We start from the raw sequence: 22,519 nt of genomic DNA, 5'->3' as shown, positions 1-22,519 counted from the left end.
AGGCGGCCTTTTCAGTCATCTCCCTTTTATCTTTTCTGGTCATTACGTGTTCTTGCGCTATGACGTTCGTCCATTTGCTGGCGAAATTCTTTGAGCAGTGCTTCACCTTGCAGCCCTTTCTCGACAAGGCCGGCCAGCACGACTTCAGCCAAGTGAGTCCGCCTCGGGATCATCAGTCCTTCCATGAGGACGCTAATATGGCCGTTCATTTTTGTGATCGATCGGACGGCGACAAGCATGTTCGCCGGGTCATTGCCAGGATTGGTAATTGTTACTTGTAGCTGAAATTCGGGTTGTTCTTTCAAGCTGGCAAACATCGGCTCATAGTCATCATCCAAATACGCTTCAACAAGCCAGCGGTTTTGGCCATCCTCTTTATTAATGATCAAGCCGTCAATAAACGGAATGTCTTGGCGGCGCATTTCCTCATCAATGACCGAGAGCCCGACAAGCTTGAACGTTTTCATATCGTCCACCTCATTACCGTTGTCTTACCCATGATTATAGCATAGGTAGCGATGGGAAGAAAAACTGGATCATGCGACTGCAGTGGCAAAAGCTATCCCCCTTTTTTGCCGTGAAATGACAAAAACGCCATTTTGCTGCACCATTGTCGATGCAGTCTTCACTTTTTTCGGTGATTGTACAGATAGATTGCGCAAAAAAATGCAAAAATCGCGATTTTACGGCAAAAAACGGGATCGTTTATGATAAGGGTGCGGTGGATAGAAAGGGGGGATGCACCGGAACATGATCAATCAAGTCGTACTTGTCGGCCGATTGACGAAGGATCCAGAGCTTCGTTACACGGCCGAAGGGACGGCCGTTACAACCGTGATCTTGGCGGTAGCAAGAAATTTTCGCAACGCGGACGGGGGGATTGATGCTGACTTCGTTCCGTGTGTCCTATGGCGGAAAACGGCAGAGCATACTGCCCATTATTGCCAAAAAGGATCGATGGTGGCGGTAACGGGTAGAATCCAGACGCGCCGTTATGAAAACAAAGACGGCCAGCGCGTCTATGTGACGGAAGTCGTAGCCGATTCAGTTCAGTTTCTCCACTCCGGCAAAGTGCGAGAATGGCCGGAGCACGTCTAGTTGTTTCCCCATTCATGCCTTTCTCAGTGAATCCCCAAGAGAAAGAACGTTTCCTCACACATTCCCCAACGATGGCGCTAACAACTCATGTTAGCGCTTTTTTCTGCTCAGGCATGGTTGCACGGGGAGTCAGCCAATGGCTTCAGCGCATTCCTTAATGATCGTGATCAACATCGTTTCGACATGTTTTCGCTTCTTCTCAGGCAAATTCGCCAACGTGTACATCGCTTCGCTCATATCTTGGTTGTGCAACAAATAATCAATCGCAGTGAGCGTTTTTTCGTTCATTTCCGTTGTTCCGTACAGCCGCTTTACCTCACGCAATACTTCTCGCCGTTGCACTTCGCTGCCAATCAGAAAATCAGCGCTGACATTAAATAGACGGCATAACTTTTCAAGCGACTGTATGTCAGGAAGCGTGCTGCCGTTTTCCCACTTGCTGATTTGCGAGCGGGATACGTTTAACTGTTCAGCCAGTTGCTCCTGTGTCCAGCGTTGTTGTTTCCGCAACCTTTTCAACATCTCGCCGAGTTTTTTCATCATTTGTCACCACGCTTTACATCGTTATCTTAAAGATAGGAAAGCGTGATGGTAATTTTTGTTCCTTTTTAGACCGACGGTTGTATACGTTCTTGATTAGAACAACATTGTATTTCCTGCCAATGGTCGACATCTTTTTTTCTTTTGATTGGACATAGTACAATAAGTAAAAAAGGGGAAATATTTACTATTACTAGGAGAGGAGGGAGCGAAGTGAATATTTATCTGGCCGATTTAGTTGTCCGTGAACGAAATAAGGCGAAAAAAGGGAAAAACATGTACCGTGTATTCATTAAGGAAATGAAAAATCCGTTCTCTATCCGGTTGAAAACGATCGTTCCGACTAATTTCACCGATTCGCTCCGTTGCCTAAGAAGCGAAGAGGAGCAGGGGCGTTTTTCATTCGAAGGTGAGGCGTTGTTCCGTACCGTCACTTGTTCGGATGAGGCCCAGCTTTATTTTGTGTTTAAATGTGTCAGTCAGCTTTACATGTTTATCGTCAAGCTCGATCTCCGACCAAAAAAGTTAGCTGTTGCCCTCTATGAATGGAATCAGCTTCAACAAAAATACACGTTGATCCGCACAAATGAATGGCTGGCCGTGGAAAGGCAGCTCATTTATGAAATTCTACAGTCGATCTACATTTGCGATCACCGCCGCATTTCCTATTTGTTTACGTGTTCAACCCGAAACAACCGTGAAAAGCGACAATGAGCCGATGGCATCTTTCTCCCTTCTATTTCCCAATTAAAAAATGTTTCACGCTAAAGAATTAGTTCGTTACACCTAAAATCGTTGCACTTAAAATAAGAAGGATCCGATAGTCACCCTTCACCCCTCTATTTCCCAATCAAAAAAATGATTCCTACTAAGGCATCAGTCCGTTATACTTAAAATAAAAGGGGAAAACGTCAGTTTTTGCTGAAAAATATGCTCTGTTTGTCGGATTTCTCCGCCAAACGGCACACTCGCTGCCGCCAGCGGCAGAAAGAAAAGAGCGAAAAAACAGGGAAGGGAGAGGGAATGAAAGTGAAGTCGAGCAAAGTCGTATTAGCCACCGCCTTTGCCTCTGCGCTTTTTTTGGCACCAGACGATAGCCAAGCAGCGGAATGGAAAGTAGGCATGAGTTCCTCAAAAGTAAAAGAGTTGCAGCAGTTATTAAAGGAAAAAGGGTTTTTTTCTTACCCACAGGCAACTGGCTATTTTGGTCCGATTACCGAAGAGGCAGTGCGGGCGTTTCAAAAGGCTGCGAACCTGCCGGTGACCGGTGTTGTCGATGACGCGACCTACGCGAAGCTACGTGCGTTTGTCCCAACGGCTCGCACGTTATCCGTCGGCATGCGCGGTGACGATGTGAAAGTGCTCCAACAGCGGCTCAAACAGCTTGGCTACTTTAAATACCCGGAGATTACCGGTTATTTCGGAACAGTGACCGAAGCGGCCGTGAAGCAATTTCAACAAGCGAATGGGCTTAAGGTCACTGGAAAAGCTGATGCCGTGACGATTGAACGCCTTCGGCAAGCAGCTAGCAAACAGGCAACTACCACATCGTCTTCATCAGTCACGTTAAAAATCGGTTCACGTGGTTCCGAGGTCAGTGAGCTGCAAAAAAACTTAAAGCTACTCGGCTATTTTACCTACCCAACAGCTACCGGCTATTATGGAACCATTACCGCTGACGCCGTCCGTCGTTTTCAAAAGGACAACGGCTTGCCAGCGACCGGCTCGGTCGATTCAACAACGCTCGGGCGCATTGCGGATGCGGTGAAGAAAAAAACAGCCCCGCCGGCTAAAGAAAACAGTTCTTCTGTTTATTTAAAGATCGGCACGCGTGGGGAAAAGGTGAAGCAGGTTCAAACGAATTTAAAACAGCTTGGCTATTTTACATATCCGGAGATCACCGGTTATTACGGAACCATTACCGCTGATGCTGTCCGTCGTTTTCAAAAGGACAACGGCTTGCCAGTGACCGGCTCGGTCGATTCAACAACGTTCGGACGCATTGAAGATGCGGTGAAGAAAAAAACAGCCTCGCCGGCTAAAGAAAGCAGTTCTTCTGTTTATTTAAAGACCGGTACGCGTGGGGAAAAGGTGAAGCAGGTTCAAACGAATTTAAAACAGCTTGGCTATTTTACATATCCGGAGATCACCGGTTATTACGGAACCATTACCGCTGATGCTGTTCGTCGTTTTCAAAAGGACAACGGCCTGCCAGTGACCGGCTCGGTCGATTCAACAACGTTCGGGCGCATTGAAGATGCGGTGAAGAAAAAAACAGCCCCGCCGGCCGAAGAAAACCGCACTTCCATTTATTTGACGATCGGTACGCGTGGCGAAGAGGTGAAGCGGGTTCAGACGAAATTAAAACAGCTTGGTTATTTTACATATCCGGAGATCACCGGTTATTACGGAACCATTACCGCTGACGCTGTCCGTCGTTTCCAGAAGGATGCCAAACTTCAGGCGAACGGCATCGTCGATAGCCAAACGTACGAACGTCTCATCGGACAAGCTCCAGCATCCAAAGGTCAAGCCTCAGCGTCCAAACTCGATGTCATGGAACTGATTGCTGATGCGGCTGAGCTGCTCGGCAAGCCATACGTTTGGGGCGGTGAAACTCCGCAGGTTGGCTTTGACTGCAGTGGATTCATCTACTATTTGTTCGCCCAGCAAGGCATTTCGTTGCCGCGGACGGTAGCGGACATTTGGAACGTCGGGAAACCCGTCTCCTCTCCAGCGGTTGGAGACATCGTGTTTTTTGAGACATATAAAAAAGGACCTTCTCACGCTGGCATCTATATCGGCAATGGCCAGTTCATCCATAGCGGTAGTTCGACGGGTGTGACGATCAGCCGCCTTGACCAATCGTATTGGAAGCAACGGTATTTAGGAGCAAAGCGGTATTAGTGCATGAACCGACTCTTTCGAAGGCCCTTCCGCTGCTCGGAAAATGGATGGCGTGACTAGCAAAAAAGCGCTGGTTTTTCTAGAGCCACGAATACTTGGAGCGATAGAATCGACGGTTTTGGCAGGGGAAAAGCGCGGCGGCGCAACCGAGACGTTGGCAGTTTGATTTAGCAGCGGCAGACTGATATAGCGAAATGGAGCACGAACTGCTTATGCGGGGTCGTGCTTTTTCATTTGGCAGCCAACTGCTGTCGAGAAAACCGGTGAAAATCGCCCGTTTTTGATACCGATGGTTTCGGAGAACCTTCAACATCAAAGTCCCCTTTTTGTGCTCTGTTTTTGATTCAATCATCATTCTTCTAGCAGGATGGCGATGGAACGAAACATCCTGCTTTCCAACAATACTTCTCAAAGGGAGAACCTTCGTCACATCAGTTTTTCATTTTGTGGGTCTCACGCTGGTTAGAGGCGATCTTTTTTCACCGGCCTTATAAGGTGAAAGGGAAACGCTGGTGTTGGGTTAGCGCCGCTAGTTATGTCGGTAGAAGCAAGGGTGTTTCCGAGCCGTGAGTTTTTGGAAATGGAAAACCGAAAGTTGAGCAAGCGCCTCACTTATGGTAATGTAATTTGTTGAGGTTTTCTTTACTATAGATGAATCGGAATAAGCAGGTGAAACGATGGGAACGAAACGAAAAGTGATGACGATTTTCGGTACAAGACCCGAAGCAATCAAAATGGCGCCGCTTGTGTTGGAGTTGCAAAAACATTCCGAGTGGATCGAACCGATTGTCACTGTCACCGCGCAACACCGACAAATGTTGGATCAGGTATTGGAAATATTCGGCATTCATCCGGATTACGACTTGAACATTATGAAAGACCGCCAGACACTCGCTGGTATTACAACTCGCGCCTTAGAAGGTCTCGACGACATTATGCGGAAAGTCAAGCCGGATTTAGTGCTCGTGCATGGTGATACGACGACGACGTTTGTCGCTAGTTTAGCTGCTTTTTATCACCAAATTGCGATCGGCCATGTCGAGGCTGGGCTGCGCACATGGAATAAATATTCCCCATTTCCGGAAGAAATGAACCGGCAGCTGACCGGGGTGATGGCTGATCTTCACTTCGCGCCGACGAAAAAAGCGTACGACAATTTAATCCAAGAAAATAAAAAACCGGAGTCGATCTTTATTACCGGCAACACTGCGATCGATGCGTTAAAAACGACGGTGAAAGACGATTACCACCACGACATTCTCAACAAAATCGGTAATGACCGGATGATTTTGTTGACGGCTCATCGCCGTGAAAACCTTGGCGAAACGATGCGGGGCATGTTCCGGGCCATTAAGCGTCTTGTCGAAACATATGACGATATCCAAGTCGTCTACCCTGTCCATTTGAACCCGGCAGTAAGGGAAGCGGCAGCTGAAGTGCTTGGCGATGACCCGCGCATTCATTTAATTGAACCGCTCGATGTCTTCGATTTCCATAACTTTGCTGCTCGGGCGTACTTAATTTTGACCGATTCCGGCGGCGTACAGGAAGAAGCTCCGTCCCTCGGTGTTCCTGTCCTCGTGTTGCGTGACACGACCGAACGGCCGGAAGGTATTGAAGCTGGGACGCTGAAGTTGGCTGGAACGGACGAAGATACGATTTATCAGATGGCGTCAGAGCTCTTAACGAACCGAAACGAATACGAAGCCATGGCGAAGGCATCCAACCCGTACGGAGACGGACAAGCTTCGAAACGAATCGTCGAGGCGATTTTATACCATTTCGGCTATACCGCACAGCGGCCGGAGGCGTTTCATCCGTAAATGGTTACATGTGTCTGCCCGTGAAGGGAAAAAGGGTTCAGAAGAATTTGATGAAAGAGAGGAGGTCAAGGAGAGCAACGATGTTGAACCATCTCCCAAAAGAAGTAAAAATTAGCGTGACAAGATCGATTTCATCGGCGTTTGAAAAATATATGGAATCGATTCAATGGGATGAGCAAAAATACGCAATGGACAAGTTTTTGGCTTATTGGCGAGAATACGCGGAAAAGCATGCATCATGGTTTCACCAGCTAGATGATGCGGTCAAACGCGATCCGCGTTTTCATAAGGAACTAGCGGATAAAATTAATGAAGTAATCGGGAAAATATTGAATGAGCCGCCGACGGAACAGGAAATCAAAACGTTAAATGGACTCATTGACCGGCTGGGGATTGCTGATATTGACTATACGTGTAAAATGGAGGCAAAGTATCATATTCGTCGATTAACGGAACAGGAGCACTTGCCGCACGGCAGTTGCAAATAGAGGAGAGAGCATGTTGACACATTCAAGCGGTGGTCGAACATATATGTGACCATCGCTTTTTTTTGTTTATGAAAAATATACTACTTTATGAAAAATGTACTACAAATCTATTCATGACATCTAGGATTTATGGTAGAATAAGAGAAAAAATTTGTCGAAAAGGGAGACAGGGTGTATGACAAAGAAGATTTTTATCTCTTTTTGTCTTATATGGCTGGCGGTGTGGCCGATGCCGATGAGCCATCCGCAGGCTGCACCGTATTTTCACGACGTGGGCACGACCCACAGGGCAAAAAATGAAATTTATTACTTAGCCGAAGGGGGAATTGTGCTAGGGAGTGTATCGGGCTATTTTTATCCGTCGAAACATGTAACAAGGGCGGAAGCTGCCGCCATTATTGGGCGGACGTTAAACTTTGACGGGAAGCAGCGCGACACCCGTTTCAAAGATGTTGGAAAAGGAAATTTTGCCTCTGGATACATACAAGAAGCAGCTGAGCGCAACATTATCAGCGGCTACAAAGATGGGACGTTCCGACCTAATCAACTTGTAACGCGTGGGGAAATGGCCCTGCTCATTAATCGGGCTTATTCGCTTGGCGGAACTACACGATCAACGGCGGTGCAGCAATTGAAAATCAAGGGAATCGCGGAAGGGAAAGCTGATGGCACATTTGGTGAAGATGAGCCGATTATTCGGGCGGACTTTGCTGTATTTGTTGCAAGAGCCATCAATCCGCAATATCGTGTGAATGGTGGCGAGCTGACACCGATCGGTCAAGCCGTTGTCAACGCTTCGTCATTGAATGTCCGACGCGGTCCGTCTACGAGTTATAGCGCCGTAAGTCTATTATATAAAGGACAGTCTGTCGATATTTTACATATTGTTGGCAACTGGGCGTATATTCGTGCATCAGACTTAGAAGGTTTCGTAAGTCGCAGTTATTTATCGGCCAAGGGTGCTTCACAGCCTGACGCAGGAGATGCGCTATCAAACTATGTAAAAACGCAAACGATCATTATTGACCCTGGGCATGGAGGCAATGACCCTGGTGCGACAGCAAATGGTCTTGTGGAAAAAAATATTAATTTGAATGTCGCACTGAAAGTGAAATCGTTGTTTGAAGGTACGGGCTTTAACATCGCCCTAACGAGGGAGAAAGATGTATTCATTCCGCTCAGCGAGCGCGTCTCCTTTGCGAAAGAGAAGGGAGGAAATGTGTTTGTCAGCATTCATACGAATGCTGGGGGTGGAACGGGAACAGAGACGTATTATTATAGTGCTGCAGCAACAAATCCATATGTCGAACAAAGCAAAAAGCTGGCGCAGTGTATTCAAAAGCGGCTCGTCGCGGCATGGGATGCTGTTGACCGTGGGACAAAAAGAGGCAATTTGCACGTATTGCGCGAAAACAGTATGCCCGCTGCATTAGTGGAGCTAGGTTTTATTGATCGGAAGGAAGATGCACAGAAGCTTGGATCGTCGTATTGGCAAGAACAAGCGGCTAAAGCTATTTATCTTGGTATCCTTGACTACTATGCCTCAGAAACCGGTTTGAACTTTCAACCGTTATATGATCGGGTTCAGTAGCTGCGAAGACAATGCGCCTTCCGATTCATCGAAGTTTTTTGACTATGGAATTGGCTGCTGAAACATAGCGGCTTGACCCAGCTAGTGCGTGAGTTGGGGAGAGGGGTCAGATAATGAAAAAGTGGTGGATGTTGACCATCTGTATTGTGTTTATAGTTGCAGCAGTAGTACCAGTTCGTGCAGCTGCTGCTTCTCATCCATTGTTTGCCAATGTCATTGTCGTGTTTCAACAACAAGTGGATGAACAAGCAGTGAAAACGTTGCATGGGAATGTCACCAAACGGTTTGAAGTGATTCCCGCGGTGGCAGCAACACTTCCTGTTACGGCTGTCGAGTTGTTACGCCGTTGGCCGGGGGTTGATTATGTACAGCAAGATACAACGGTGGCAATTGATGGCCAGATCACCGACTGGGGAGTGGAAAAGGTGAAAGCGCCCGTGATGCACACCCACGGTGTAACAGGAAAAGGAGTGAAAATCGCGATTTTAGATACGGGCGTTGACCTAAAGCACCCGGATTTGCGTGTAGTGGGCGGCGCTTGCGTGTTGTCCTATTGCCCTAATTCCTATCAAGACGATAACGGGCATGGCACTCACGTAGCCGGGATTATTGCGGCAAAAGATAACGATATCGGGACGGTCGGGGTGGCTCCCGATGCGAGTATTTATGCAGTGAAGGTGCTAGACCGTTACGGCGAGGGAAATGTATCCGATATTTTATCAGGCATCGAATGGGCAATGAAGCATCGTGTAGATATAATTAATTTAAGCTTAGCTGCTCCAGAAGATGCTCCTGCCTTGAAAGCGGCCATTCGGAAAGCGTACGAAAGCGGGATTTTAGTCGTTGCTGCCGCTGGTAACAACGGCTATGCTAACGGCACAGGTGATACGGTCGAATATCCAGCGAAGTATGATAGTGCCATTGCTGTCTCTGCTGTGAATAAAGAAAATGTTCGGTTGCCATACTCGGCGACGGGACCAGCGATCGAAATAGCGGCTCCTGGGGAGGGTGTTTATAGCACTGTGCCGGTTGCTCTTGACGGTGATGGCCGTCGTGACGGATATACGCATATGTCTGGAACGTCGATGGCGGCGCCATTTGTCACAGGGGTGCTCGCTTTGTATAAGCAACAATATCCGGAGCGGACGAATATCGAATTGCGCCAAATGTTAAGAGATCGTGCCTTGGATTTAGGGACACCCGGGAGGGATCCGTGGTACGGCTATGGACTCGTACGGGCCGTGTCCAACCAACCGCCCGAGCTGAAAGTGAAGCTATTGTCGGTGAAAAAAGGAGAAGTCGCTTTTTCCGTCACCTTGTCAGGAAGCGCAGTAAAAGGGTATCGTGTATATCGGAACGGAAAACAGATCGAAACGCTGCAAACAGCGGGGACGTATACAGACTATGTCGTTAAAGGAACATACCAGTACGAATTTGCTTCGATACGCAATGATGGGGCAGAATCAGCATTAACAGCTCCCATCACGGTGAACGTACCGGATCCCTATTATAAAGACGTGTCAGCGAGCGCTTGGTATATGCCGGAGATTGCCTACTTATCAAGCCGAGGGATAGTGTCCGGCTATAACAATGGAACGATTCAGCCTTATAATACGATCACGCGTGCCGAAGTAGCGGTGATGCTTGGTCGGGCGCTGCATCTTGATGCGACAAAGCGAGCGACGGTGTTTCGCGATGTTGCTTCATCCGATTTCGCCTCTGGTTACATTCAATCCGCCTATGAGCGCGGGCTGATCAACGGGTATCCGGATGGAACGTTTCGACCACAGCAGCCGATTACGCGTGCTGAGACAGCTATCATTTTATCGCGGGCTTATCCACTGCCGGGCGGTTCATCGATGATGTTTAAAGATGTGACGGCAAGAGTGACCGGGCATGAGGCCATCGCCAAGCTCGCTGCCGCCCGAATCGCGGAAGGATATCCCGATGGAACGTTTCGGCCATATCAGTTTGTCAAACGACTTGAATTTTTTGTCTTTACGGCTCGTGCCGATAACGAGCGGTTTCGGTGAAACGAAGAGGTTGGTTGGGCAGATTGTTTCTTCTCGCAAAATAACCGCTCGTTCCACAACTATGGCTGAATGTGCATAGACAGGAAAAAGGTGTCCCAGCTGTTTGGGGCACTTTTTTCATCTAGCTAGGAAAGGGAAGCTGCTGACGGTGATTCGCTTCACTTGTCTGTTAACGTTGTTCGCTCCCCAGTTTATACGGCGGACTGGTGCTTGCGTTGCCGAACGCGTCTTCCACTTTAATCCAATAGTTGCCTTTCGACAGTTTGATGGTCAGGTATTCATCATCGCCTTTTGTATAATCATCTCCTTTCGCAATCAGTTTTCCGTTTGCGTTATAGACCGCTATTACCACGTCAAGATCAGAAGGAACGTGCAACTTGTATCGTATATGTGGCCGTTTCGCGGGCGGTAAACTTGTAATAGTCTACATCCCCTTGGGATGATGATACATTCATCTATTCGGTGTTATAACAGGTTCCTTGTTTTGGAGTTCGAAGAGGCAACGGACTTTGACGGCACATTGTGATGCACGGTGGAGTTACGGTCTTCGTCTTGCTGATTAGCTGAATTCGTTTGGCCGTTCGGGGAAAGACCAGGGAGATTGAGCGGCTGGACGATAGTGGTTGGATTTTTTGTCACTGATGCTAGTGCCAGGAATGGTGGGCTGTTCTCTAACAATCTGCGTAAAAAGTCATATCTAGTGACAGAAGGATTCGAGAATGATATCGTTTTTTCAAAGCTTCTCTCCTTTTTCAGAAAGTTAGTAATCGCATAAAGTATTACTATATAATTGAATAAAATCCCTATGTTTTTTCTTGCTGTTTCCGAAAGTATTACAAAAGCAACAAAAATTTAATGTAAATGTAATAAAAATGCAATAAACATATCTGCAATACTTGTTAAAATATGACTATGTCGAAACACTAACCATTTTGTCGTTAGTTCACGGGTAGTACATAAGTCTTTGATCTATCAATCTACAAATAGGATAAATAGGGGAGGAGAAATGATTGCGTCGAATCGTTAGTCTTGTTCTTGTATTGAGTTTATTGTTTGTAAACAGTTCCGTGTCGTTCGCTGATGATATTACTGGTATCGCGTTGGAGAAGGAAATGCGGGCCATGGTGAACCAAGGGATTGTCCAAGGGTATTCGGAAGGGCAATATCGTCCAAACGAGCCAGTGACGCGTGGCCAGTTTGCGACGTTCCTTGCGCGAGCGTTGCAGTTGCCTAAGGTGACAGGAACTGTTTCATTTTCTGATGTTTCACCATCTTCGGCACTGGCCGATGGCATTTACAAAGCAAGTGCGGCCGGCCTTGTCCAAGGGTACTCCAATGGCACCTTCGGTACATATAAACAAATTACAAGAGAAGAAATGGCGCTGATGATTGATCGTGTGTTCGATTATTTGGAAATCGAGAAGCAAAGAGCGGACTTTTCTTCATTTACTGATCTTGACAATCTTTCATCTGCATCGCGGTTGGCGATTGCCAACAGCATTCATTACGGCATTATCCGTGGCATTCCGAATAAGGATGGAAAAACGTTCCGTTTTGACCCGAAAGCAGCAGCAACGCGGGCACATGCAGCGGCGTTTTTGTACCGCCTGCTCGAAGTGTGGGCTGAGCAAATACCGGAGATGGCCTATCAAATTGGGGCGATCGAAAAAGGGGAGCTCGTCATTTGGCCAAAGCGGTATGCCACGTTTGCTCAAGCTGAAGCGGCCTTAACCAATCCCGCTACTCAAGTGATCGTCCAAGGGACGAAAATCGTGAAAATGGCAAACGGCTATGCCATTGCTCAACCAGCTCCTGGAAATTCAACGACAACCATTTACAATGCTAGTTTGAGCACATCGCTTACTTACGTTCAGCCAAATACAGAAATGAAATATTTAGGAGCCGACGAGGAAAAAGTAAAAGTACAAATTGCCGATACAATCGGGTACGTAAAACAGGCTGATGTGTTGCTCGTTCCGACAGCGCTTTTGCAAGGGCGATCGTATTACCAAGTGACAAACGGCAATCTTGTTCATGTGATTTACAACACGACGAGCAATACGTATACGAGTTACACATACGGAAAAGCGCCGTCTTTTATGCAAGTGGGACAGAAGTACTATAGCTGGGATGGCGATACGTTTTATAATGAAGCTGGTCAGCACGTCGGTACGGCCTATCAATATTTCAATGTTCTATCGTTGCGGACAAAAACGAATTATACCGCCGATGAGCTGAATCGGTTTGTTGCCGCCTATCGTTCTCAAAGCCCATTGAAAGAGCTTGGTACCGCGTTTAAACAGGCGGAAGAGAAGTACCAAGTTAATGCTTTATACTTGCTAGCTCAAGCGATTTTAGAAAGCAATTGGGGATTAAGTCAGCTTGCGCAGACGAAAAACAACTTGTTCGGCATTAAAGCGTATGACAGCGATCCGCTCAATAGCGCCGATTCGTTCAAGTCGTTCGAAGAGTGCATCGATTATATGGCGAAAACGATCGTTGCTGGGCGATACGCGAATCCAAGCGATTGGCGCTATAACGGTGCCGTGCTTGGCGATAAGTCAGTCGGTTTTAACGTCCGTTACGCCTCTGACCCGTATTGGGGGCAAAAAATTGCTGGTTGGATGTATCAGGCTGACCAATTTTTAGGCAGAAAAGACATTGGCCGATATAAAGTGATGGTGACGAACACTGAAAGTGTCAATGTTCGACTGCAACCGGCAGTTGTTCCGCCAGTTTGGTATGAATATAAACAAGCGAACACACCGGTGACGGTGGTGGGAACAACGGCGAAACAGCCCGACGGCTACGTCTGGTATGAAATCGTTCCAGATTTGCCGACGCAAAAAGCGTATATTCGCGGCGATTTATTGTCGCCTCTGACCATCGTTAAGTAAAAAGGAAGAGGATGTCCCAAAAGTGTTCGCATAGCGTTCGCTTTTGGGGCACTTTTTTGGGCAAAAAAAGAAGAAAACCGTTCCTTTTTTGGTATAATAGAGTCACCACAACCCTACCAAGAAAGGACGGTTTTCTTATGTACATTTATTATAACCGAGATCAACTCATTTTGCCAATGGATCTTGAAATTCTCATTCCCAAACATCATCTTTGCCGGATCGTGGATCTAGCCGTGGAAAAAATGGATCCAGCTCTGCTCGTTTCCCTCTATCCCGGCGGAGGCCGCCCAGCCTATCATCCGAAAATGATGTTGAAAGTCATCCTGTATGCCTACGCCAATCGGATCTATTCCTCTCGCCAAATCGCCAAGCAATTGAAAGAAAACATTTATTTTATGTGGCTATCCGGCCATCAAACACCGGATTTCCGCACCATCAACCGATTTCGGTCGGAACGGATGAAGGACATCATTTACGAAACGTTTTTCTCCATTGTCGATCTTCTGCGTCAAGAAGGGTTGGTCAAACTAGAGGATTACTTTCTGGATGGAACGAAAATCGAGGCCAGCGCCAACAAGTACACGTTCGTTTGGCGCAAATCAACGGAAAAGTACGATCAGAAGTTGGAGGAGAAATTCCGGAAAATCGTAGCCTCGATCGAACAGGTGGTAAAAGAGGATGAAGAGTCGGAACAAGAAGGAGATTTTCAAGAAAAGCTGGAAGCTTCACCGATCACGTCTGAAAAGATCGAAGCCGTGATCGAACAAGTGGAAGAACATCTAAAGAAAGAGCCGAAGAATCGCACGTTAAAGAAAGCAAAACAGCAATTGGAACAAGACATTCTCCCCCGTAAGAAAAAATATGAAGAATACAAAAAAGTGTTAGGCGAACGAAACAGTTTTTCGAAAACGGACCCCGATGCGACGTTTATGCGGATGAAAGACGACCATATGAAAAACGGCCAGCTCAAACCGGGATATAATGTGCAGATAGGGACAGAGAACCAATTCATCACTGGATTTAGCGTGCATCAACGGGCGGGGGATGCCGGATGCTTCATTCCACATTTGGAGCAATTGGCCGCCTATGGGCGTCCCATGCCTAAACGAGCGATTGCGGATTCCGCCTATGGGAGTGAGGAGAACTACACGTACTGCGAGAAAAAGCAGATCGTCGCGCTGATCAAGTACAACACATTGGACCGGGAACAAACGAAAGCGTGGGCGAAAGAGATCGGCCGAATCGAGAACATGACGTACGATGAGGAATTGGATGAGTGGATTTGCGCGAAAGGGGAACGGCTGGTGTTTGTGTATAAACGGAAGGAAACGACCGACAACGGGTACGTCATCGTCAAACGGACGTATCGTTGTACAGCATGTGCCGGATGCCCGTTTCAAGCAGCATGTGCCAAAGGCAAAGACACGAAAACCATCCGCGTTTCCTTGAAAAATCAACAACAACGGCAAGAAATCCGGAAACGGCTGTCCACGGAAGAAGGGGCGACGACATATCGAAGACGGCAAATCGAAAACGAGCCGGTGTTTGGGCAAATCAAGCATAATCAGCAATTTCATCGGTTTTCATTGAGAGGCCTCCCAAAAATTACCTTGGAGTGGGGTCTAGTTTGTGCTGCCCACAATTTGAGAAAGTGGGCCACAACGACCGACCCAACAAGGAAAAAATAGGATAAAATTCGGAAATAAGGAGAAATTCCTGCCTCAAAAAAGGAATAAATAACCAAATGGTAAGAAAAAGAAACAGAGGCTACTCTCAAAAGGTCGGTTTAGACGACCTTTTGAGACAGCCTCTTTTCCTATGTCGGGAGATAGGCGAGCCTCTTTGTTCGATTCAGGCGGCGCAGGCAACGCCAACGGCTGAGAAGAAGGACGTTATGCCGACGGTTTCGGTTTCCGTTTCGAGCGGAGTGTGCGCAGCAACCGGTAAAATCCTTCACGATACAGGGCGTATACGCCCGCGATATAAATGGCTACACCAAGCGGAACAAGCACGGCAAGCGCAAGAAGCGCTGGCCACTGGTGGATGCTGGCCACTTCTTTCAGTCCATAGAGCAATCCCGCCATGATGGCTGTTGCGCTGCCGACGCGGACCAACAAGGATATCAATTTTTTCGCTTCCCCGCGTTCAAACTCTTTATAGACGGCGATTGAGCAGGCGGTGACGTAGTAGAGAGAAACGAGCGAGCTTGACAGCGCAATCCCAGCATAACCGAACGATTGAACGAGGGCATAGTTAAGGATGATATTTAACACAATTGTTGTGACACTAATCCGCAGTACGACCGCTGTTTTCCCTTTCGCATACATCGACTTGGCGACAATATATTGCAGCCCTTGAGTGACAATGAGCGGCAAGTAAAAGAGCAGGGCGACATAGGTGCGGTATGTGTCCGTTTCCGTGAACTGGCCGCGTTCATAGACGATCGCAATCGCAGCATCACCGATCACCCACAGCCCGGCCGCTACCGGCATTAACGTGATGAGAGAGAGCTCCATGCCGGTGAAAAACGTTTGTTGAAATTGGCGCGGCTTGTCCACTTGTTCGGAAAGTAATGTGAACAAAATCGCCGCGACGGTCGTGCCGTAAATCGTATGCGGGATGCTGACGAGCAGCGAGGCATTATTCAAATACGTGACTGCTCCTTCGATTGTGCCCGAGGCGAAGATTTTATCAATGAACATGTTCATTTGCCCGACGAACGCATTCAATAGCGAAGGGACGAGCAGGCGCAAAAACGTCTGTCGAAAATCGGGATCGATGGACAACGTCGGCGTCCATCGGTAACCGCTCCGATACAAATAAACAAACATTAGGACAATGCCTAACATAATTCCAAAGACAAACCCGTAAGCAAGGCTGTAAATGCCCCACACATCGGAAAACAACAGAGCAAACACTGCGCCCATCAGAGTAGCTAACAGCTTCGAAATTTGCGATGGAACAAAGATGCGCCGCCCTTGCAAATATGAATCTAAAATACCGTTTAAGGCAATGGCGCCCATAAACAAAAAGAAAATTTGCGTGATGTGGATCGCCACCGATTCAGTAACAGCTGCCATTCGTCCAAAAATGGCTGGGACGAAGGAGGGAGCCAGTAAATAACCGAGAACGGCAACGAGCAAAAAAATGGCGACAGTGGCGTTCATAATACCATTCGCGTTTCGCTCCGCTGCTTTAGGATTGTTTTGTTTCGCTTGAACGTACAACGGGAGAAAGACGTTATTGAATCCGACTGAAATGACAGCTAACACGAGCGTAATAAACGAAAACGCCAATAAGTAGCCATCCGTATATTCATTGGCGCCGAACTCCTTAGCAATAATGCTTTCTCGCAAAAAACCAGCTACTTTAACGACGAGGGCGAGCAGCGTGATCCAAATCGCCGTCCGTTTTAATGAGGGCATGCGTGTCACTTCCTTCATTCAAAATTGAAAAAGGCCGTCCCTGATGACAAAGAGACGGCCGTGATGTTATGGCGCCAGCGCGGCTCGATAAATGTCTTCGTACTTTTTCGCTGCTGATAAGTGGGAATATTCGTCTTCGATTTTCCGTCTCGCTGCTTGTGCCAGTTGTTGTCCAAACTCCGGATGATCGAGTAGTTCGATGATGGCTTGAGCGAGTTCATCCACATTTTTTTCCTCGACGAGTAGGCCGTCTTGCCGGTGGCTGACGATCTCTTTCAAGCCCCCGACCGCTGAAGCGATGAGCGGCGACCCTGATCCCATGGCTTCTAAGGCAGAAATGGATGTCGCCTCTTCCACTCCGGCGGAGTGGACGCTTGGAACAAGTACAATGTCCGAGAGGGCATAATACTCGGTCATCGTCTCATGCGGAATAGCGCCAAGCAACTTCGCCTTTTCGCTCAGCCCTTGCTGTTCGATGAGCGACTTCAGCTCCTCGTACGCTTCGCCCATTCCGGCATAAATGAGCATGGCGTTTGGGTATTTTTCCAATACGTGTGGCAAGGCAATCGCTGGATAAATGACCCCGTTTTTTTTCGTCAGCCGTCTTGGCACAAAAATGACAGCCGCGTCTTCAGGCAACCCGTGTTTTTTCCGGTAGGCGAGTCGATTCGATTTCTCTGGTTTGAATCGATCCACATCGATAAAGTTGCGAATGGCGGTCGCTTCCACTCCGGCTTTTTCCCGCACATACTTTTTAATGCGTTGGTCAACGGTAATAATTTTCCGCGTTTTCGTATACGCCTCGATTTCTTTCTCCAATAAGTGCTGCGCCTGTTCGCTTCCCTCCACCACTGCACCTCGGCTGATGGCTTCGTACGTCATGTAGCCGTGCACGGTCGTCACCGTCGGGATGCCAGATGGCAGTGCAGCCAACGTCGCAAACACTTCTTGGGCATTGATCACATCATATCGCTCGTTAGCGGCTTTGTCGGCGATGAGACGGGAAAGAAGCCGCTGTCTCACTGCATGGCTCCAAATAATGCCCGTTCCTTTTGACACTTTATTCAGCAAAAAGCTTGGTCCCTTAGCCAGCACCATTTGCTTGGCTGGGGGAACATCGCTGAATGAAACGATGTCTACACGATGCCCCCGTGCCTCAAGCCCAGCTTTCAATGTGGTTACATGGGTGGATAACCCTCCGGCATGCGGATAGTCAAAGACAGTTGCTAGCAAAATATTCATCGGCGATCTTCTCCTTGCGGGAAAAATTTTTCTTTCAACAGCCGAATGTTTTCCATGGCCTCCTGACGCATTTGCTTGGCGTTGTTTTGAACAACCGCACTGACGGCTTCACGCTCAGCGAGCATATACCGGGCGTTGTTCACGAGCCGATCAACGTCGATCTCCTCCAGACGGAACGAATAGTCCCACATGCCGGACCGCTTCAGCAAACTCTCCACTTTCGGGTCATAACTGAGACCGATATGCGGGACGCCTGTCAAGGCCGAAAAAATGAGCGAATGCAAACGCATGCCGATCGTCAAACGGCAACGGCTAATAAAATGTAAATATTGGTTCGGTGTAAAATCTGGGCCGAGAATATGACAAGCGGACCGATGATTCATTTGTTCGACGACTCGCTCAGATGCACGCACATCATGATGTCCTTCCATCGGCACGAAGACCGGCGTAATGCCCTCGAGTTCGATCAACTGATCGAGCGCGCGGGCGATTTTTCCATAATAGTCGCGTTGATCAAGCCACGGACGCACCGATACGGCGACGAGCTGTTCATCGCCACGAAGCGGAAGGCTTTCAAGGCAAGCATTATCTTCCTTATGATGAAAAGCAAAGACAATATCAGCGGTGACGACCGTCTCTGGTCTTGTCACGCCTAGCTCGTGAAGCAACTGTTTCGAATACGCATCGCGGACAGTAATAAAATCAGCCATATTGGCAAACACTTTCATTAAAATCTTTCCCCACGTCGTGTTGACCGGTCCGATCCCTTGCGAGAAAAACATGACTTTCGTCCCGCACAACTTCGCTAAAAACACAATTAATAAATAATAAGGAAGCGGACCGAACAAAAAGCGTGTTGGATACGTATCTTGAAGCAGCCCTCCACCGCCGCTGATTAATAAATCGGCTTCGCGCAGCGCCCGAATTTTTCCTTTATTATCATGGCGCCATCCACGGTATACGCTTTTCACCCCATGCGCTTTCGCTGTTTGTTCGGGAGACAGGGAAAACACAGTAATATCCGGGTTCGGCAATTCGGCTCGAAGATTGTCGATAATCGCTTCTAAAATGGCTTCATCTCCCGTATTGCCAAGTCCATAAAAGCCAGAGATGACAATTTTCAACGACATAACTCCTCCTCTTAAACGAACATCGTTCCACAAAAATCAACCTTAATTGTAGCATTTGCCTATTATAGATTCAATGATGCAAAATGGATGATGGTTTGTTATACTATAACGTGATTGGTCGAAAAAGCTCGAAAAAAGGTAATTCTAGTTTACAAAAAGAGAGGTTTTCACGATGAAAAAAGTGTGTGTCGTCGGGCTAGGTTATATTGGACTTCCGACGTCAGCAATATTTGCCGCTGCTGGATTTGACGTTGTCGGCGTGGATGTGAGCGAAACCGTCGTTGCAACGATCAACAGCGGCAACATTCATATTGAAGAAACAGGATTAGCCGAACTTGTCAACCGGGTCGTCAAAGAAGGGAAATTCCGGGCGCAGCTCGCTCCGGAAGAGGCAGATGTGTTCATCATTGCCGTTCCGACACCGATTCATGACGATTATACTGCCAACATCGACTACGTTATTGAAGCGACGAAATCGGTAGCGCCATATTTGCGGAAAGGAAACGTCGTCATCGTTGAATCGACGATTCCACCACGCACGATGGACGATGTCGTCGCACCGATCATTCGCGAGCACGGTTTTGACCCGGAGCAAGATGTGTATTTGGCTCATTGCCCAGAACGTGTCTTGCCGGGCCGCATTTTAATTGAACTCGTCGAGAACACAAGAATCGTCGGCGGTGTCACGAAAGAGGCAGCAAAACAAGCAGCCGACGTCTACCGGGCGATCGTCAAAGGCGAAGTGATTGAGACGGAAGCTGTGACTGCTGAAATGGCGAAATTAATGGAAAATACGTTCCGTGATGTCAACATCGCTTTAGCAAATGAACTCGTAAAAATCGCGCAACGTGTCGGCGTCAATGCTCATAAAGTCATCGAGCTTGCCAATAAACACCCGCGCGTCAATATTCATTTGCCAGGCCCTGGTGTCGGTGGGCATTGCTTGGCCGTTGATCCGTACTTTATCGTCGAAAAGGCGAAAGAAGAGTCGCAGCTCATCCAAACGGCGCGCCGCATTAATAACTCGATGCCACACTTTGTCGTCGAGCAAGTGAAACGCATGACGGCGGAACTCGAAGCGCCGGTCATCGCCGTCTTCGGCTTAACGTACAAAGGCAATACGGACGATGTGCGCGAGAGCCCGGCCATTGAAATCTACGAAGAGCTGCGGCGGAACGAGCGGTTTGACGTCCGTGCTTACGACCCGCACGTTAAGCCGTCGCAAGTGCCGTTTCCGCTTTCTACGAAAGAGGAAGCACTCGATGGGGCACATCTTGTCGTTGTCTTAGCTGACCATAACGAATTCAAAACACTAACAGCCGAGGAATTGGCGTCGATGAAAACCAAGGTCATCTTCGATACGAAAAATTGCATCGGTCTTGACGATGAAGACGTGACGGTATATCAAATCGGCCATTTATCGGTCGTCCAAGCTATTCAAGAACAACCACCGGAGAGAGTATGATCAGCTATGGAAAAAGAGCAATATTTAGGGGTGTACGTCTCCACCTTAACGTATGACGACATTCTTGCTGATATCGAAAAGCGGATGGAAGCCGGCCAAAAATCGACGATTATTGCCGTCAACCCGGAAAAAGTGATCGCTGCAGGCAAAAATGATGAACTAAAACAGCTCATTAACACGGCGACGTACCAGATTCCGGACGGCATCGGTGTCGTGTTGGCTTCGAAGTTAAAAGGCGGGCATCTCGCATCAAGGGTGACGGGCATCGACTTGATGGAGCGGCTCATCGCTCGGGCAGCGGAAAAAGGATATCGCGTCTTTTTGTATGGTGCCAAAGAAGAGGTCGTGAAAAAAGCGAAAGAAAACCTCGAAGCGAAATACCCTCGTCTTTGCATTGCTGGTTACATGAACGGGTATGTGAACGATGATGAAGCGGTTGTTCAAGCCATTAATGAGGCAAACGCCGATATACTGTTTGTCGCTCTTGGCAGCCCGAGACAAGAGCTATGGATCCGAGCGCACATGGATCGGCTCAACGTGAAAGTGTTTCAAGGAGTCGGCGGGAGCTTTGACGTGTTTGCCGGACATGTCAAACGGGCGCCAAAATTGTTCCGAACGCTTGGCCTCGAATGGCTGTACCGGCTCGTCACCGATCCAAAACGGTTCAAACGGCAGCTCGCCTTGCCGAAATTTCTTTGGAAAGTACTGACCGAAAAACGCACAGCCGGCGAGTCCGGCTGCTAGGGAGAGATGACGGTGAACGTGTTGCACGTCATTAGCGGCGGGGAAACAGGAGGGTCACGCAAACATGTCGTCACCCTTTTATCGAAGTTTGCCCCGGGTACCGCGACACTCGTCGTGTTCCAAGATGGGCCGCTCGCTGCGGAGGCGCGTCAAGCGGGGATCGATGTGCGCCTTCTTGCCCAATCATCCCGCTATGATTTGTCCGTGCTATCGAAGCTTGTTGCGCTCATTCGTCGCGAACGTTTCGATATTTTGCATACACATGGGCCGCGCGCCAATTTGTACGGCGCGCTCATCAAACGGAAAATCGCCATCCCATGGATGACGACTGTCCATAGCGATCCGCGCCTCGATTTTATGAAATCAGGATGGAAAGGAAAATGGTTTACCCGCCTCAACGTGTGGGCACTTCAGAAGGTAGACTATTTTTTTGCCGTCTCGGAACGGTTTAAAGAAAGTTTGATGGAGCTCGGCATTGCCGCTGAACGAATTCAAACGATTTACAACGGCATCGACTTTGATGATGCCCCCCGTCCGCACATGTTGCAGCGCGCTGATCTCGGGCTTCGGGAAGACGATTTGGTGATTGCCATGGTCGCCCGCCTTCACCCGATTAAAGGACATGCCCTCGTCTTTGAAGCCCTCGCCTCGCTTTCCGATCCGAACGTGAAGCTGCTCGTTGTCGGAGACGGGCCGCTTGCGGCCGAACTGCGTGAAAAAGCGGCGCAAAGCGGCATCGGGCGTCAAGTACAGTTTCTCGGGTTTCGAAGCGATGTCGCGGATATTTACGCGCTGTCCGATGTCGCCTTAATGGCTTCCTATAGCGAAAGCTTCCCGCTCGCGCTGCTTGAAGCGGCCAATGAACGCCTGCCCGTCATTTCCACCGATGTCGGCGGGGTGAGGCAATTGGTCGCCTCGGATGACATGGGCTGGATCGTTCCGGTGGGCGACCGCGCCGCTTTAGCCGAGGCCATCCGGGAAGCGTACAACCGGAAAAGCGAGCTGAAAACGATGGGGCAGCGGCTGTACGAACACGCTTCCGCCCATTTTTCATTGCAGCGCTTATATGAAGAAACGATGGCCACGTACGAGCGCGTCTTGGCCATCTATCGAACTAGGAAAAAAGGAGTTTAAAC

General features: G+C 48.3%; 17 protein-coding genes and 2 pseudogenes. 13 read left to right on the top strand and 6 right to left on the bottom strand.

Annotation, left to right across the window (positions count from 1 at the left end; all coding sequences use genetic code 11):
- Nucleotides 1-26: 26 nt before the first annotated feature.
- Nucleotides 27-467: a YwpF-like family protein gene (locus tag IC804_RS08145; protein ID WP_011888252.1), complete on the bottom strand. Its 441-nt coding sequence runs from the start codon at nt 465-467 to the stop codon at nt 27-29.
- Between the two features lie 271 nt (nt 468-738).
- On the opposite strand from IC804_RS08145, the gene ssb reads away from it, so the two are divergent.
- The gene (gene ssb, locus IC804_RS08140; protein ID WP_190300684.1) at nt 739-1,098 is read left to right on the top strand and encodes a single-stranded DNA-binding protein; all 360 of its coding nucleotides are present in this window, start codon (nt 739-741) and stop codon (nt 1,096-1,098) included.
- A 129-nt stretch (nt 1,099-1,227) separates the two neighbouring features.
- Here ssb and IC804_RS08135 read toward each other — a convergent pair whose 3' ends face one another.
- Nucleotides 1,228-1,638, bottom strand: coding sequence for a helix-turn-helix domain-containing protein (locus IC804_RS08135; RefSeq protein ID WP_029761384.1), 411 nt, complete (start codon nt 1,636-1,638; stop codon nt 1,228-1,230).
- Between the two features lie 213 nt (nt 1,639-1,851).
- On the opposite strand from IC804_RS08135, the gene IC804_RS08130 reads away from it, so the two are divergent.
- From IC804_RS08130 to IC804_RS08105, 7 genes and pseudogenes are all read left to right on the top strand, one after another.
- Nucleotides 1,852-2,352, top strand: coding sequence for a hypothetical protein (locus IC804_RS08130; RefSeq protein WP_008880384.1), 501 nt, complete (start codon nt 1,852-1,854; stop codon nt 2,350-2,352).
- A gap of 216 nt (nt 2,353-2,568) precedes the next feature.
- Nucleotides 2,569-3,093 (top strand): annotated as a pseudogene (locus IC804_RS19030) (peptidoglycan-binding protein); the annotation flags it as partial.
- Nucleotides 3,094-3,189: 96 nt separating this feature from the next.
- A pseudogene (locus tag IC804_RS08125) lies at nt 3,190-4,545 on the top strand (peptidoglycan-binding protein); the annotation flags it as partial.
- A 677-nt stretch (nt 4,546-5,222) separates the two neighbouring features.
- Nucleotides 5,223-6,368, top strand: a complete 1,146-nt coding sequence (wecB, locus tag IC804_RS08120) for a non-hydrolyzing UDP-N-acetylglucosamine 2-epimerase (RefSeq protein ID WP_011888247.1) — start codon at nt 5,223-5,225, stop codon at nt 6,366-6,368.
- Between the two features lie 80 nt (nt 6,369-6,448).
- Complete coding sequence (locus IC804_RS08115) at nt 6,449-6,856, top strand: hypothetical protein (protein WP_035498466.1); 408 nt, start codon at nt 6,449-6,451, stop codon at nt 6,854-6,856.
- 175 nt (nt 6,857-7,031) lie between these two features.
- Entirely contained in the window at nt 7,032-8,447 is a 1,416-nt protein-coding gene (locus tag IC804_RS08110) for an N-acetylmuramoyl-L-alanine amidase (RefSeq protein ID WP_029761379.1), read from the top strand.
- 113 nt (nt 8,448-8,560) lie between these two features.
- Entirely contained in the window at nt 8,561-10,480 is a 1,920-nt protein-coding gene (locus IC804_RS08105) for a S8 family peptidase (protein WP_081157584.1), read from the top strand.
- A gap of 169 nt (nt 10,481-10,649) precedes the next feature.
- Here the strand turns inward: IC804_RS08105 and IC804_RS08100 are convergent, their stop codons facing one another.
- A complete protein-coding gene (locus tag IC804_RS08100; RefSeq protein ID WP_029761377.1) occupies nt 10,650-10,832 on the bottom strand; it encodes a T9SS type A sorting domain-containing protein in 183 nt (60 codons plus the stop codon).
- Nucleotides 10,833-11,490: 658 nt separating this feature from the next.
- Between IC804_RS08100 and IC804_RS08095 the strand changes: the two genes are divergently transcribed.
- A complete protein-coding gene (locus IC804_RS08095) occupies nt 11,491-13,377 on the top strand; it encodes an S-layer homology domain-containing protein (RefSeq protein WP_011888242.1) in 1,887 nt (628 codons plus the stop codon).
- A gap of 137 nt (nt 13,378-13,514) precedes the next feature.
- On the top strand, nt 13,515-15,065 hold the full coding sequence (locus IC804_RS08090; protein ID WP_013399800.1) for an IS1182 family transposase: 1,551 nt from the start codon (nt 13,515-13,517) through the stop codon (nt 15,063-15,065).
- Nucleotides 15,066-15,269: 204 nt separating this feature from the next.
- Here the strand turns inward: IC804_RS08090 and murJ are convergent, their stop codons facing one another.
- The 3 genes from murJ to csaB form a co-directional block, all read right to left on the bottom strand.
- Entirely contained in the window at nt 15,270-16,802 is a 1,533-nt protein-coding gene (murJ, locus tag IC804_RS08085) for a murein biosynthesis integral membrane protein MurJ (protein WP_029761376.1), read from the bottom strand.
- Between the two features lie 66 nt (nt 16,803-16,868).
- Nucleotides 16,869-18,044: a glycosyltransferase family 4 protein gene (locus IC804_RS08080; protein ID WP_011888240.1), complete on the bottom strand. Its 1,176-nt coding sequence runs from the start codon at nt 18,042-18,044 to the stop codon at nt 16,869-16,871.
- A complete protein-coding gene (gene csaB, locus IC804_RS08075) occupies nt 18,041-19,174 on the bottom strand; it encodes a polysaccharide pyruvyl transferase CsaB (RefSeq protein WP_011888239.1) in 1,134 nt (377 codons plus the stop codon). The genes IC804_RS08080 and csaB overlap by 4 nt, the downstream gene beginning before the upstream one ends.
- A gap of 172 nt (nt 19,175-19,346) precedes the next feature.
- Here csaB and IC804_RS08070 point away from each other — a divergent pair, with 172 nt between their 5' ends.
- Genes IC804_RS08070 through IC804_RS08060 form a run of 3 tightly spaced genes read left to right on the top strand, consistent with a single transcriptional unit; the run spans nt 19,347 to nt 22,517 of the window.
- Nucleotides 19,347-20,639, top strand: coding sequence for a nucleotide sugar dehydrogenase (locus IC804_RS08070; protein WP_029761374.1), 1,293 nt, complete (start codon nt 19,347-19,349; stop codon nt 20,637-20,639).
- Between the two features lie 6 nt (nt 20,640-20,645).
- On the top strand, nt 20,646-21,383 hold the full coding sequence (locus IC804_RS08065) for a WecB/TagA/CpsF family glycosyltransferase (RefSeq protein WP_011888237.1): 738 nt from the start codon (nt 20,646-20,648) through the stop codon (nt 21,381-21,383).
- A gap of 12 nt (nt 21,384-21,395) precedes the next feature.
- Nucleotides 21,396-22,517 (top strand): glycosyltransferase family 4 protein, encoded by a 1,122-nt coding sequence (locus IC804_RS08060; RefSeq protein WP_190300683.1) that lies wholly within the window; start codon nt 21,396-21,398, stop codon nt 22,515-22,517.
- Nucleotides 22,518-22,519 lie beyond the last annotated feature (2 nt).

Origin of the sequence: Geobacillus sp. 47C-IIb (assembly GCF_014679705.1) — a bacterium.
GTDB classification, from domain to species: Bacteria; Bacillota; Bacilli; order Bacillales; family Anoxybacillaceae; genus Geobacillus; species Geobacillus thermodenitrificans.
This window is presented reverse-complemented; position numbering and strand designations above follow the sequence as displayed.